This is a genomic window from Microcoleus sp. Pol8_D6 (assembly GCF_036700965.1).
Lineage (GTDB): Bacteria > Cyanobacteriota > Cyanobacteriia > Cyanobacteriales > Microcoleaceae > Microcoleus.
Genome location: NZ_JAUBPW010000039.1, coordinates 1 through 12,962 on the forward strand (window position 1 = coordinate 1; position 12,962 = coordinate 12,962).

The window sequence follows — 12,962 nt, forward strand, 5'->3', positions numbered from 1 at the left end:
GCTGCCTATCTTTTTTTACCACAAGTTGGCTCAATCCTTACTAGCTATGGGTTTTGGGTGGGTTGTCACCCCCCCAGGGTAACTACTCAATAACCGCTGGTGATTTTAGATAATTTGAAGGAGAGCCAACGAGTTTAGGTGGTTCCAGCATGACTATTCACTGATTTACCAGCGGTTTTTGTGTTTTTTAAGCGGTTTTTGAGCAGTTACAAAATTATCAGGGAGGCACAAGAATGTCTGTAAAAGCCAAAAGACTGGTCAACGATTACGAAGAAAGAATGCTTGAGTTTCTTCACACCTGTGTAGACAAGAACTATAAAATTTATACACAGGTTGGGTTATTCCAAATTTGCGGACAAGTCAGCAACCTTGACTGGGAACTAAGAAAGTTTTTATTTAGCCCCAGTGCTGTCGATGCTCTAATCACAGACTTGAACCACTATCCTTGTCTAGTCGTAGAGTTTCAGTCCCAATACCACGATAGCCCAGAAGCGAGAGAGCGCGATCGCAAAAAAGCTACTTTACTTGAGTTTGCCAAAGTTCCCTTAATTTACTCGCGCGTAAAAAACTGTGGTTTGTTATATCTATCCTCTCAAAAGGAGGAAGTAATTTACAATTTATACACGGGACAAAACAGGGAAAATGCCCAAGCGCTAATCAGGCAATATTGCAGAGAATCAGTCGCACCTCAAGTTCAGCTTATAGCTTGGTAACAGACTTTATGCGACTCTTGATTCTGTCCAAATCTACGGGGCGATTGGAAATCGCGACTACACACACAAAACCCGCCTGGGCGGGTTCTCAAGAGGCCGCGCAGGCGGACTTCGTTTGTCTAGGCGCAGTTTAAACCGCCGTTTTTTTCCTAACAGCAACCGCCGCCGTTATAATGCCAAGTCGAATCCGTAATTAACACCTTATCTGGCATTAATCCGCCCAAATTCCCAGCAGTTTTATCGCACACCGCCGCCGGAACTCCTCGCTGCAAAACGTGACCAGCCCCGTCATCAAACAGCTCCTCAGACCCCGTATAAATCGCCGTCTTGCCAGTGAAAATGCAAGCTCCGTCATCCGGTACATCCACTTTAAAAGACACCGAATCCAGGCTTTCTAACAGCAAATCCGCATCCAATTGATAATTGTGTTTGTCCAGCAATCGGTAAGGACGGCGCGCTCGCACTTCGACTTGCCCAAAACCAACGTCTACAAGGTGTTGAACGTATTCTTCGTATGTCAGGGCACCGGACAAACACAATGCCCGCAAGCGTTGGTCTTCTTTCAAATGCTGCGGAATTTGCCGAGTTGCGATCGGATCGCTCATCAACAATCTACCACCGGGTTTTAACACCCGATAAGTCTCTTTTAATGCTTTAGCTAAATCCGCAGGTTCAAAGATATTAAACAAGCAGTTTTGGGCGACAACATCTACAGAAGCATCGGGCACCGGCAATGCAAAAGCATCGCCTTCACAAATTTCTACAAAACTCGGATCAAACCAATCATTTTCGTGGGCGGCTAGTTGCAAGTTTCGTGCAGCCGCATCTCGCATTGCTGGAACGGGATCGACGGCAATAACCGCTCCTTTGTGTCTAGAAAAATATGCAAATTGTAGTGCTTCCAAGCCGCCGCCGACGCCTACATAAAGCACGAAGGGATTGCCGACAAGTTCGGCGGCGTGAACGGTTGTGCCGCAGCCGTAATTCATTTCTTGCATTTGTTGGGGAATTTTTAATCCTGGCAATTGCAAGGGACTGCTTTGAACGCAGCAAAGTCCGATTTGGGGTGTTTCGGCAACATCGCTGTAGAATTTGGCTGCTGTTTCGAGGTAGGTCATTTTTTAGTGTCCTTTAATTTTTGACCGCAGATGTAGGCAGATTTATGCGGAGGAACGCAGATGAATGCAGAAAGTTTTTTTTAGGTGGCAAACTCGACTTTTTGTTCGGATTTGGGCGGATTTTCGGGTTCGGAAATGGTTGTTTCGGGAGGGGCTAATTGGGTGGTTGGCTGGCTAGGAGTTTCAGCGGCAACTGGTGGCGTTGGCGGTACAAGATTGGGAGACTGTTCTGGTATCGCGGGATCGACTACTTTTGGTACTGGAGCTTTTTCTGTTATTTCTGGCAGGGTTGGCGGCTCTGAAGGATTAGCAGGTTCGGGTTTTTCACGCAAGAAGTTGCGGAACCGATTGTAGTATCCTTTATATTCCTGTTTTTTTGTTTGGGGAGATGCTTTTGGGGTCGGTTCTATTATTTTAACTGGTGCAACAACTTTCGGGGTTTCTAACTGTGGAGTTGCTGTCGGTGCCGGTTCTATTACTTGAACTGGTTCTACAATTTTCGGGGCTTCGAGTTGGGGGGTTGCTGTCGGTGTTGGTTCTATTACTTGAATGGGAGCAACTTCGGGAGCGACTGTTGGCTCTAAGCTCGGTTGGGTAACAGGGGTTTCTGGAACCGCTGGTGAGGGTGGGACAACTGGTGTTTTTTCTAATGGAGGTGTCGGTGTCGGTTCGGGGGTTGGGGTTGGTGTGGGAGCGGGAGCTTGGTAGGTGCGATCGACTATACCCCGAGTTTCTGCTGCTGTTAGTTCGCCCCGCACTAATTTTGAAAGAGGATCTTGACCGAACGGTTGGAAATTTATCAGTCTGACTGTATTATTAAAGGCGTTTTTGACGATATTTCCCCGTTCGTCAATTAATTCTAGCTGTACCCAGTTTTTCCCTGGTTTGAATCCTTTAAGATATATAGGTTGCCACTGGTCGATCGCAAAGCTTTGACCGTTGACTGTGGCTCGAATTTTCCAATCGAGTATTTCATCTTGGGAATTTTCTTGCGCCACTTCGTGGGGGGGGGCATTTGTCAAGTAAAAGTCGAGCAGGATGGGTTCTGCCCCGTAGCTGCCTTGGGGGCTGTTGTACGTTAATAGAGGCAATGTTTGATCGGGATTATTGTCGTCTGTTTTGGTAAAAACGTGAAAGGTGGTTTGAGCTGCAGCACCTTCGTTTTTAAAGCTTTCTTCCCAAGGGCGAGCGGCGAACACCTGCAGGGTATGGGTTCCGGGTTCTAAGTCGGAGAGCGTTAAAGGTTGGTTGATGTCGTAAACTGCTGCATAAGGTTGGTTGTCTAATAAAACTTGCAGATGGGGGCCCAAACCCAAGTTTGCCTCTTTAAAAATGGGCAATTCCTTCACTTGGAACTTAACAGACACATTTATATCCTGAAGCACTTCGTCAGGTTTTGGATTCAAAATACTAATTTGAGGCTGGTAGATTTCTAGAGCCTGACGCAGTTGTTGAATGGCTTCTGGGGGAGAAACCTCTGCAATTCTGTTTACTGGGGCGGTAGCTGAGCCGCTCTTGTTCCCAGATTTGGGCAATTCGGGATGGCCCGCGCCACAACTTGCTAAACCCAAAATTAATACTGCTACTGCGAACAATGCCAGCAGCCTGCCCGCAACCGTTCTGTGCCAATTGATCCCAATCACGCAACCATACTCCTAGAAGCCTTCTCATAGGGAACTATAGCCCAAAAATGAATTTAGTATAGGGGAATTGCTGCTGAGGAATTCCCAAGCCGCGTAGGAACCCGGATTGAGGCAGCAGCGGGCAACCCATCCTCTCCCACTCTTAATTGCTGCAGCCTTTTTCCCAAACATATATCTACAAATGAGTATTCCTAAATTACCTTATCTTTGAGTTTTGTAAAGTTAATGGCAGTACCCCTTGACTTTTTCGAGAGACTGTGGGATTTAAAGGCGTTATTACATCAAGAATAGAGGCTTTTTTAAGTATTGTTAACAAGCGATTAATACTCCTCTAGCAAGCTTATAATTCATAAAACTCCCTCAAAAGGAGCAGCCGTATCAAGTCTGAATCAAGCAGGCGATCGGCGACTCCAGATAGCGAGAAGAGTTAGCAGTACCCAGTCACATTGTTAGCGACACTGGGAAACTGGCTTCTTCACAGAAGCAAAATGCTTGGGGAGACGATGCAACTGCGTCTAGCTCTGCAAAGAGTACAGTGCAGTGAAGTGTCGGCTTTTTCGAGAATCCCCCGCCTAATCAAGCGTGGGGAGTGTCCGGTACAGTGTTCAGTTCTCGTTCCTTGTCTTACCGAGAGGAGAGTCTTCATGACCATTAGTCCTCCAGAGCGAGAGGTAAAAGCTAGGGTAGTAGTCGATAAAAATCCGGTTCCAACTTCTTTCGAGAAGTGGTCAAAACCCGGTCATTTTGATCGCACTCTAGCTAAGGGGCCAAAAACCACCACTTGGATTTGGAACCTCCACGCTAACGCTCACGACTTTGACAGTCATACAAGTGACTTAGAAGACGTTTCGCGCAAAATCTTTAGCGCTCACTTCGGCCACTTGGCAGTAATCTTCGTATGGTTGAGTGGCGCATATTTCCACGGCGCTAAATTTTCCAATTACGAAGCTTGGCTGACAAATCCTACAGCCATCAAGCCCAGCGCTCAAGTGGTCTGGCCGATTTTTGGTCAAGAAATTTTAAATGCAGATGTAGGCGGCGGCTTTCACGGGATTCAGATCACCTCTGGTCTATTCCAATTGTGGCGCGCCAACGGCATCACTAACTCATACCAGCTATATTGCACTGCGATCGGCGCCCTGGTAATGGCAGCTTTGATGCTGTTTGCCGGTTGGTTCCACTATCACGTCCGCGCTCCGAAACTGGAATGGTTCCAGAACGTGGAATCGATGATGAACCACCACTTGGCAGTTTTGTTAGGCTGCGGGTGCTTGGGCTTCGCAGGACAACAAATTCACGTTGCTCTGCCGATCAATGCTTGCATGGACGCGATCGATGCAGGTGCACCGCTGACAGTCGGCGGCAAGCTGATCAAAACAGTTGCCGACATCCCCCTGCCGCACGAGTGGATTTTGACACCGGGCTTGATGGCTGACATCTACCCGAGTTTCGCTAAAGGTTTAACCCCCTTCTTCACCCTCAACTGGGGCGCATATACAGACTTCCTGACCTTCAAAGGCGGTCTGAACCCCACCACAGGCGGTTTGTGGCTGACTGATACAGCACACCACCACTTAGCTTTGGCAGTGCTATTCATCGTTGCTGGTCATATGTACCGGACGAACTGGGGCATCGGCCACAGCATGAAAGAAATCCTAGAGAACCACAAAGGCCCCTTCACTGGTGAAGGTCACAAAGGTCTCTACGAAATCCTGACTAATTCTTGGCACGCGCAACTGTCGATTAACTTGGCACTGATGGGCTCTTTGAGCATCATCGTCGCCCAACACATGTACGCGATGCCTCCGTATCCGTACATCGCGACCGACTACCCGACTCAGCTATCCCTGTTCACCCACCACATGTGGATTGGCGGATTCCTGATTGTTGGAGCAGCCGCTCACGGAGCAATCTTCATGGTTCGGGATTACGATCCCGCTGGAAATGTCAACAACTTGTTGGATCGCGTGATCCGTCATAGAGATGCGATCATTTCCCACCTGAACTGGGTTTGTATATTCTTGGGCTTCCACAGCTTCGGTTTGTACGTTCACAACGACACGATGCGCGCTTTCGGTCGTCCTCAAGATTTGTTCTCGGATACCGGGATTCAGTTGCGTCCGATATTTGCCCAGTGGGTGCAAAACATCCACGCTTTGGCTCCGGGCACAACAGCGCCTAATGCTACGGAAATCGTTAGCCACGCTTTTGGCGGCGGTGCAGTAGTAGTAGCCGGCAAAGTAGCGATGATGCCGATCGAGTTGGGTACGGCGGATTTCATGATCCACCACATCCACGCTTTCACAATTCACGTTACAGTCCTGATTCTTTTGAAAGGCGTGTTGTTTGCACGCAGTTCTCGCTTGGTTCCTGACAAAGGCAACTTGGGCTTCCGGTTCCCTTGCGACGGCCCCGGCCGTGGCGGCACCTGCCAAGTTTCTGGTTGGGATCACGTGTTCCTAGGCTTGTTCTGGATGTACAACTGCATCTCGATCGTGATTTTCCACTTTAGCTGGAAAATGCAGTCGGACGTGTGGGGAACAGTATCGCCAGACGGCACTATTTCTCACATTACCGGTGGCAACTTCGCACAAAGTGCGATCACGATTAACGGCTGGCTGCGGGACTTCCTTTGGGCGCAAGCTTCTCAGGTGATTCAGTCCTACGGTTCGGCACTGTCGGCCTACGGTCTGATGTTCCTAGCTGGACACTTCGTATTCGCCTTCAGCTTGATGTTCCTGTTCAGCGGCCGCGGCTACTGGCAAGAACTGATTGAGTCGATTGTTTGGGCTCACAACAAGCTCAAGGTAGCTCCGTCGATTCAGCCTCGCGCTCTGAGCATTATTCAGGGTCGGGCTGTGGGTGTAGCTCACTACCTCCTAGGAGGAATTGTCACTACGTGGGCATTTTTCCTAGCGCGAATCATTTCGGTAGGGTAAACTACCCCTAGGTTTTGGATTCTCGATTTGGGAGGAATCTCAAATCGAGAATCCAAACTCCGAACCGAATCCCTTCAATTTTGTTCAGGATTCAGGATTAATCAAGGCTTATGGCAACGAAATTTCCAAAATTTAGCCAAGACCTTGCCCAAGACCCGACCACACGGCGGATCTGGTACGGGATTGCCACAGCACACGACTTTGAAAGCCACGATGGCATGACCGAAGAAAATCTTTACCAAAAGATTTTTGCTTCTCACTTCGGCCACCTAGCAATCATTTTCTTGTGGACTTCGGGCAGCCTGTTCCACGTAGCATGGCAAGGTAACTTTGAACAGTGGATTAAAGACCCTCTAAACGTCCGCCCGATCGCTCACGCGATTTGGGACCCGCAATTCGGCGCTCCTGCAGTAGAAGCTTTCACTCAAGGGGGCGCTTCTAACCCGGTGGATATCTCTTACTCCGGTGTCTACCATTGGTGGTTCACCCAAGGGATTCGGACAAACGCCGACCTGTATCAAGGAGCTATCTTCTTGCTACTACTGGCCGCTGTATTCCTGTTCGCAGGTTGGTTGCACCTCCAACCCAAGTACCGCCCCAGCTTGTCTTGGTTCAAAAATGCTGAATCTCGCCTCAACCACCACTTGGCTGGTTTGTTCGGTGTCAGCTCTTTGGCTTGGACTGGTCACATGGTTCACGTTGCTATCCCCGAATCTCGCGGACAGCACGTAGGTTGGGACAACTTCCTGTCTACCCCGCCTCACCCGGCTGGTTTGGCTCCGTTCTTCAGTGGTAACTGGGGCGTATACGCCGAGAATCCAGATGCAGCGAACCATGTCTTCGGTACTTCCGAAGGCGCTGGAACCGCAATTCTGACTTTCTTGGGTGGCTTCCACCCTCAAACAGAATCCCTGTGGCTGACAGACATTGCTCACCACCACTTGGCGATCGCAGTTCTGTTTATCGTGGCCGGTCATATGTACCGGACTAACTTCGGTATCGGTCACAGCATCAAAGAGATGTTGGATTCTAAGGCTGGTTTGGTCGGCGGCAAGAGTGAAGGACAGTTCAACTTGCCTCACCAAGGCTTGTATGAAACCTACAACAACTCGCTGCACTTCCAACTGGCATTTCACCTCGCTGCTTTGGGCGTAATTACCTCCCTGGTAGCACAGCATATGTACGCGATGCCTCCCTACGCTTTTATAGGTAAGGACTTCACGACTCAGGCTGCGCTTTACACCCACCACCAGTACATTGCTGGATTCATCATGGTCGGCGCTTTCGCCCACGGAGCTATCTTCTTGGTGCGGGACTACGATCCTGAAGCAAACAAAGGCAACGTGCTCGATCGCGTGTTGCAGCACAAAGAAGCGATTATCTCTCACTTGAGCTGGGTGTCGCTGTTCTTGGGCTTCCACACTCTCGGCTTGTACGTTCACAATGACGTTGTAGTTGCTTTCGGAACTCCTGAAAAGCAAATCTTGATTGAACCAGTGTTCGCACAGTTCATCCAAGCTGCTCACGGCAAAGCTCTCTACGGCATGGACGTGCTGTTGTCTAACCCTGACAGTATTGCTTCTACCGCTTGGCCTAACTACGGCAACGTATGGCTCCCAGGCTGGTTGGATGCGATCAACAGCGGTACTAATTCTCTGTTCTTGGCGATCGGACCTGGCGATTTCTTGGTTCACCACGCGATCGCACTAGGCTTGCACACCACCACCTTGATCTTGGTCAAGGGCGCTCTGGATGCACGCGGTTCTAAGCTGATGCCGGACAAAAAAGACTTCGGTTATGCTTTCCCTTGCGACGGCCCCGGCCGTGGCGGTACTTGCGACATCTCTGCTTGGGACGCGATGTACCTGTCTGTATTCTGGATGTTGAACACCCTAGCTTGGGTAACGTTCTACTGGCACTGGAAGCACCTGGGCATCTGGCAAGGTAACGTGGCTCAGTTCAATGAGTCTTCTACCTACCTGATGGGCTGGTTCCGCGATTACCTCTGGCTGTATTCTTCTCAGTTGATCAACGGTTACAACCCGTATGGTACTAACAACTTGTCAGTCTGGGCTTGGATGTTCTTATTCGGACACCTCGTTTGGGCAACTGGTTTCATGTTCCTGATCTCTTGGAGAGGTTACTGGCAAGAGTTGATCGAGACTTTGGTTTGGGCTCACGAGCGCACTCCTTTGGCTAACTTGGTTCGCTGGAAAGACAAGCCTGTTGCTTTGTCTATCGTCCAAGGTCGTTTGGTTGGCTTAGTTCACTTTACTGTGGGCAACGTCCTCACTTACGCGGCCTTTGTAATTGCCTCGACAGCCGGGAAATTCGGGTAATTCTGAACTCTGGTTTCTAGGTAATTAAATGAAATCCCCTGCCTTCTGGCGGGGGATTTTTTTGTATAGCAGAAGGAAGTTCGGCAACGAGCAATGTACGGGATGTAACGGATGGAATAAGATCGATGGGTCGAAGCAAAATGCAGTTCGATTAATGTTCACCTACGGGACAATGCGAAGCGGTGGGCTGAGTCTGTCAAGCAGGAATAAAAGTGCGATCGCAACTAAATTTGTGAGTTAGTTTGCTGGAACGAAGTCATGACACAGTGGTATAAGGAAGACCTCGCATATATTCATGATGTTGGGCATAGCGATTATGCTCTCAAATCTGCCCCTGGTATATTGAATATCTTGGCCCAAAACAATCTACAACAAGGTTTAGTCGTGGACTTGGGTTGTGGCAGCGGATTATCAGCACTAGAATTCAGAAAGGCTGGTTATCGTGTTCTGGGAGTTGATATTTCTGAGTCTTTGATTGCCATTGCCCGAAACAGAGTGCCAGATGGGGAGTTTCGAGTTGAGTCGCTGTTTAAAACTGATATCCCACCGTGTAATGCTGTCACCTCGATCGGCGAATCTTTGAATTATTTGTTTGATGCAGACAACGATCGCCAAAACCTAGTGCAATTTTTCCGTCGCATTTATCACGCCTTAACCGAGGGCGGTGTTTTCATCTTTGACATTGCAGAACCCGGACAGATTGTAGCAGGAAACACAACTAAAGGATTCACGGAAGGAAAAGATTGGATTGTTCTGGTTGAGAAGGAAGAAAATCAAGAGAATGAAACCTTAATTCGCCACATCATTACTCTTCGTAAAGTAGGGGAAACCTACAGGCGAGATGATGAAATACACTGCTTGCGGTTGTACAAGGCAAAAGATATTGTTGAAGCACTCGATAGCGTAGGTTTTCAAGTTCAAATCATACGTAGTTATGGTGAGTACAACTTGCCAAAAGCTCATGCAGGATTCATTGCACGTAAACCAATTTTAGAGGGCAGCTCGATCACATAAGTGACTTGAGGGTCGATCAACCTTTTCACTCTACCACTCGGGCGATCGCCCTTCTCCCTCAAATCTCCCCATTCACCTGCATCTGATGCACCCTATCAGCCAATTATTGCAAGCGCTTTTCGTCCAACTCGTCGATCGCCAGCATCCCGACATAGATGATTTCCTTCAGCGTTAGTCTGGTTGCTAGCGCCTTTTTCTACACAATATCCTTGATAATGGGGCTGACTGCAATGGGGGCACTGGCTCTGGTCACAAAACTAACCGGAGATTAACAACTTCGATTAAATCGTAGCACTTTTAACCTGAGCTTTTAGCTGCGATGCAACTTGTTTAACCGCGTTTTGAAAAAACGCAATACAATGTGAAGTCAATCAATCAGCAAATGCTGACTTATCTAAGAAATATTACAAAATCTACCGTAGGATAATTTGATGCTAAAGTTATCAAATGATATGACGATTGATCGCTCTTTACCCTCGCCTCTTTACGATCGCACAGAGCGAAAGACTAAGTTTAGTTGAGATTAGACTTAGGCTTCCTGCTTCTTAAGCCTATGTATCTGTAAATCACTTAGTGCTGAAGATTCAATTAACCATATTACCATCACAATTGGAAATTTTTCAATGAAACTCAGTAAATATTTGGCAATGTTGTTGACATTAATTTGTATGGCAGTCATAGTTGTGACTACTTTCAGATTAAGCCCTAGTTTCGCTCGTTCTACGCCGGTGATGTCAGCACAAGAATCAGCAGAAAAAGTAACTACAGATCTGATTGCACAAGGTTCTTCAGGAAGAACTCTCTACACTAGGTTAGGAGGCTACAACGCGATCGCAGCCGTGATTGATGATTCAGCAACTTTCATATTCGCTGACCCAGTAATTGGTAAATATTTTATTGGCTTGGGCACAAACTCACAACAGAGGCTGCGTCAGTTGTTAGTGGATCAATTCTGCCAAGCAGCAGGGGGGCCTTGTGTTTATACAGGGCGGACTATGAAGCTTTCCCATAGTGGAATGGATGGAGGTCTGACGGACCGTGAATTTAATGCTTTTGCTAATGATATATCCCAAGCTCTCGATAAAAATAGGGTCAATCCACCAGATAAAGCCGAAGTGCTGGGATTTGTCAATAGTCTGAGAAGCAAGATTGTCGAAAAGTAATATGAAACACTCGAATCTCCTCCTGCTTTCGGTTGCATTTCTGCTACTGTCAGGAATGGTAACAGCCCACGCAGCCCGTGCAAAACCATCAGATCCAGCCACCGAGATGAAAGTTCCAGTATCCCCAATGCCGAGGCAGTCTTCTGAGCGCTTTTCCATGCCTGCTATTTTTGCTCCACCCCAGGCTCAATCCAACGATCAACCTTTTTGTTTTTATCAGCGCTCTGATAGCACGATAGTTGATTTGAGCAGACTGTGTGGGGCTAAGAGCGCCGAAACGGGTACAAATACTAGATGGGAAAACGCTCCTGTTGAGGAGAAGAAGACCCCTATTTATTGGTAAAAAAATGAGAATTTGTTTCAGTAGACGAATTCCATAGGAGCGCCCTTGCCTTACTTCCCCCGAAGTGTGTGAAGCGTAGCTATCCCGTAGGAAATTGCCCTCATCGCCTCAAATTTCCCCATTCACCTGCATCTGATGCACCTTGTCAGCCAACTCTTGGCGGCTTTCCTTATCGAGTGCATCAATTGCCAGCATTCCCAAGTACACGACTTCCTTCTGAGTTAGTCTTGTCGCTTGGGCTTGTTTTTGAATGACTTCCTTTATCACGGAACTGACCGCGATCGCAGTATTAGTTTTAGCCACGAAGAATAATCAACTATTAATAACTTTCCTTGATGTTATCATCCTCAATCCGATTAACTACAATAATGTTTGACTAACTACAGTTAATCATGATATAGTGTAAAAAATACAAAAAAGCGATCGCCCCCGGTCTAGACAACTAAAGGTTGATCGACCTATTCCTCCAAAACCTCAACCAAATCCTCAATCATCACATCAAAAGTGCGAGCTAACTTCCGCAGCAAAGTAAAGTCCACCGTTGTCAGCCCTGGACAACGGGCATAATGCTTGACAGTGTTGTACATTACCCCAGAACGTTCTGAAACTTCCTTGAATGTCCAACCTTTCTCTGCAGCTAGTTCTCTGACTTTAATTCTTACTAAACCCATGCTTGACAATGGGTGCTATAACACCTTAAAATAAATTCATCTAAAAACCAGATCGCCCCCCGGCCTGGAAAACTAAAGGGCGATCGTCTGTAAAACCTAATCTGGACAGATTATTTCTTTCTCTCAAAAAGTGCATTTGCCATATCAAGAAGTCTACTAACCATATCCAGAGGTGTACTAGCCATGATATCAGAAACTCCGGCAAAATCGCGAACGATCGCAGAATCGAGAATAATTCACAAATCGCCAATCCTGCATCCGCTGGCGAGATTCGTTACCGAAGAAACAGTTGCACTCCTGTTCAATATCTCAGCAGAGGAGATTTACCGCATAGAATGCTGTCACTACATGGTGTACGTACACGCTAAAGGCATCAGCCGCTTTGTTAGCTACGCCGATTTTCCTCCTATTTTACAAGTACAGCCGATCGCACTTCAAGATTTTGGCAGATGGTACAAACGCTGGAAAAGCAAGCAAGCACCAGCATTTTGGACGAAATTCTACACGTACAAGTTCAAAAAAGCTGTTTCAGTTGACAGCTTGCTAGAGTGGGGCCAATTGGTAGCTACTCTTAAATCGGTCATTTCTGGGCCCGCGCTGCAACAGCTACGAGATGTCTATACCCAAGAAAAAGATTTGATGGAGAAATTTTAAAGTGCGATCGACTTAATCCTACTTGAACTTTCAATTAAATTTTAAAACACTTCATCTTCGATTCCCAGCCACCATTCCCCCAGATTCATTAAATCTTTGTGAAGGTCAGTAAGTTCTGTCATATACTCTTCAGCAGAAATCTCCGATCGCCTTTCTTGCAATTTTTTCAGCCGCAGTTGCACCAACAGCCAAGGTTTGGAAATCCCGTCCTTTGCTTCGATATATTTGGCTAGATCTTTGCTGTTCATAGTTATTGGGGAAGGGGCATAGGGTATCGGGCATCGGGCATTGGATATTGGACAATTTTACATTTTAGATTTTCGATCAACTGGTAATTTTAATCTAAAATCGGATGGGCCCTAGTA

General features: G+C 47.4%; 12 protein-coding genes. 7 read left to right on the forward strand and 5 right to left on the reverse strand.

Going from position 1 to position 12,962, the window contains the following annotated elements; translation table 11 throughout:
- The first annotated feature begins 233 nt into the window (after positions 1-233).
- Positions 234-713 (forward strand): DUF2726 domain-containing protein, encoded by a 480-nt coding sequence (locus QUA10_RS16575; RefSeq protein ID WP_333083538.1) that lies wholly within the window; start codon positions 234-236, stop codon positions 711-713.
- Positions 714-862: 149 nt separating this feature from the next.
- Here the strand turns inward: QUA10_RS16575 and arsM are convergent, their stop codons facing one another.
- Positions 863-1,831 (reverse strand): arsenosugar biosynthesis arsenite methyltransferase ArsM, encoded by a 969-nt coding sequence (gene arsM, locus QUA10_RS16580; protein WP_333083540.1) that lies wholly within the window; start codon positions 1,829-1,831, stop codon positions 863-865.
- Positions 1,832-1,911: 80 nt separating this feature from the next.
- On the reverse strand, positions 1,912-3,474 hold the full coding sequence (locus QUA10_RS16585) for a hypothetical protein (protein WP_333083541.1): 1,563 nt from the start codon (positions 3,472-3,474) through the stop codon (positions 1,912-1,914).
- Positions 3,475-4,118: 644 nt separating this feature from the next.
- On the opposite strand from QUA10_RS16585, the gene psaA reads away from it, so the two are divergent.
- The 5 genes from psaA to QUA10_RS16610 all read left to right on the forward strand — a co-directional run bounded on the left by psaA (position 4,119) and on the right by QUA10_RS16610 (position 11,272).
- Positions 4,119-6,413 carry a photosystem I core protein PsaA gene (gene psaA / locus QUA10_RS16590; protein WP_333057330.1) on the forward strand — a complete coding sequence of 765 codons (2,295 nt, stop codon included), beginning with the start codon at positions 4,119-4,121 and terminating at the stop codon, positions 6,411-6,413.
- A 110-nt stretch (positions 6,414-6,523) separates the two neighbouring features.
- Positions 6,524-8,752 (forward strand): photosystem I core protein PsaB, encoded by a 2,229-nt coding sequence (gene psaB, locus QUA10_RS16595; RefSeq protein ID WP_333057331.1) that lies wholly within the window; start codon positions 6,524-6,526, stop codon positions 8,750-8,752.
- A gap of 258 nt (positions 8,753-9,010) precedes the next feature.
- Positions 9,011-9,766, forward strand: a complete 756-nt coding sequence (locus QUA10_RS16600) for a class I SAM-dependent methyltransferase (RefSeq protein ID WP_333083542.1) — start codon at positions 9,011-9,013, stop codon at positions 9,764-9,766.
- Between the two features lie 623 nt (positions 9,767-10,389).
- A complete protein-coding gene (locus QUA10_RS16605; RefSeq protein ID WP_333083543.1) occupies positions 10,390-10,929 on the forward strand; it encodes a group 1 truncated hemoglobin in 540 nt (179 codons plus the stop codon).
- A gap of 1 nt (position 10,930) precedes the next feature.
- Entirely contained in the window at positions 10,931-11,272 is a 342-nt protein-coding gene (locus tag QUA10_RS16610) for a hypothetical protein (RefSeq protein ID WP_333083544.1), read from the forward strand.
- Between the two features lie 108 nt (positions 11,273-11,380).
- Here the strand turns inward: QUA10_RS16610 and QUA10_RS16615 are convergent, their stop codons facing one another.
- Positions 11,381-11,575 carry a hypothetical protein gene (locus tag QUA10_RS16615; RefSeq protein ID WP_236506337.1) on the reverse strand — a complete coding sequence of 65 codons (195 nt, stop codon included), beginning with the start codon at positions 11,573-11,575 and terminating at the stop codon, positions 11,381-11,383.
- A 155-nt stretch (positions 11,576-11,730) separates the two neighbouring features.
- Entirely contained in the window at positions 11,731-11,943 is a 213-nt protein-coding gene (locus QUA10_RS16620; protein WP_242717445.1) for a helix-turn-helix domain-containing protein, read from the reverse strand.
- A 183-nt stretch (positions 11,944-12,126) separates the two neighbouring features.
- On the opposite strand from QUA10_RS16620, the gene QUA10_RS16625 reads away from it, so the two are divergent.
- Positions 12,127-12,597: a hypothetical protein gene (locus QUA10_RS16625; RefSeq protein WP_333083546.1), complete on the forward strand. Its 471-nt coding sequence runs from the start codon at positions 12,127-12,129 to the stop codon at positions 12,595-12,597.
- Positions 12,598-12,638: 41 nt separating this feature from the next.
- On the opposite strand, the gene QUA10_RS16630 is transcribed toward QUA10_RS16625, so the two are convergent.
- Positions 12,639-12,845: a hypothetical protein gene (locus QUA10_RS16630; RefSeq protein ID WP_333083547.1), complete on the reverse strand. Its 207-nt coding sequence runs from the start codon at positions 12,843-12,845 to the stop codon at positions 12,639-12,641.
- Between the last annotated feature and the right edge of the window lie 117 nt (positions 12,846-12,962).

What these genes read in the sequence shown, in the direction of transcription:
- QUA10_RS16575 (WP_333083538.1), top strand. Translation starts at nt 234, where the DNA reads ATGTCTGTAAAAGCCAAAAGACTGGTCAACGATTACGAAGAAAGAATG.
- arsM (WP_333083540.1), bottom strand. Translation starts at nt 1,831, where the DNA reads ATGACCTACCTCGAAACAGCAGCCAAATTCTACAGCGATGTTGCCGAA.
- psaA (WP_333057330.1), top strand. Translation starts at nt 4,119, where the DNA reads ATGACCATTAGTCCTCCAGAGCGAGAGGTAAAAGCTAGGGTAGTAGTC.
- psaB (WP_333057331.1), top strand. Translation starts at nt 6,524, where the DNA reads ATGGCAACGAAATTTCCAAAATTTAGCCAAGACCTTGCCCAAGACCCG.
- QUA10_RS16600 (WP_333083542.1), top strand. Translation starts at nt 9,011, where the DNA reads ATGACACAGTGGTATAAGGAAGACCTCGCATATATTCATGATGTTGGG.
- QUA10_RS16605 (WP_333083543.1), top strand. Translation starts at nt 10,390, where the DNA reads ATGAAACTCAGTAAATATTTGGCAATGTTGTTGACATTAATTTGTATG.
- QUA10_RS16610 (WP_333083544.1), top strand. Translation starts at nt 10,931, where the DNA reads ATGAAACACTCGAATCTCCTCCTGCTTTCGGTTGCATTTCTGCTACTG.
- QUA10_RS16620 (WP_242717445.1), bottom strand. Translation starts at nt 11,943, where the DNA reads ATGGGTTTAGTAAGAATTAAAGTCAGAGAACTAGCTGCAGAGAAAGGT.
- QUA10_RS16625 (WP_333083546.1), top strand. Translation starts at nt 12,127, where the DNA reads ATGATATCAGAAACTCCGGCAAAATCGCGAACGATCGCAGAATCGAGA.
- QUA10_RS16630 (WP_333083547.1), bottom strand. Translation starts at nt 12,845, where the DNA reads ATGAACAGCAAAGATCTAGCCAAATATATCGAAGCAAAGGACGGGATT.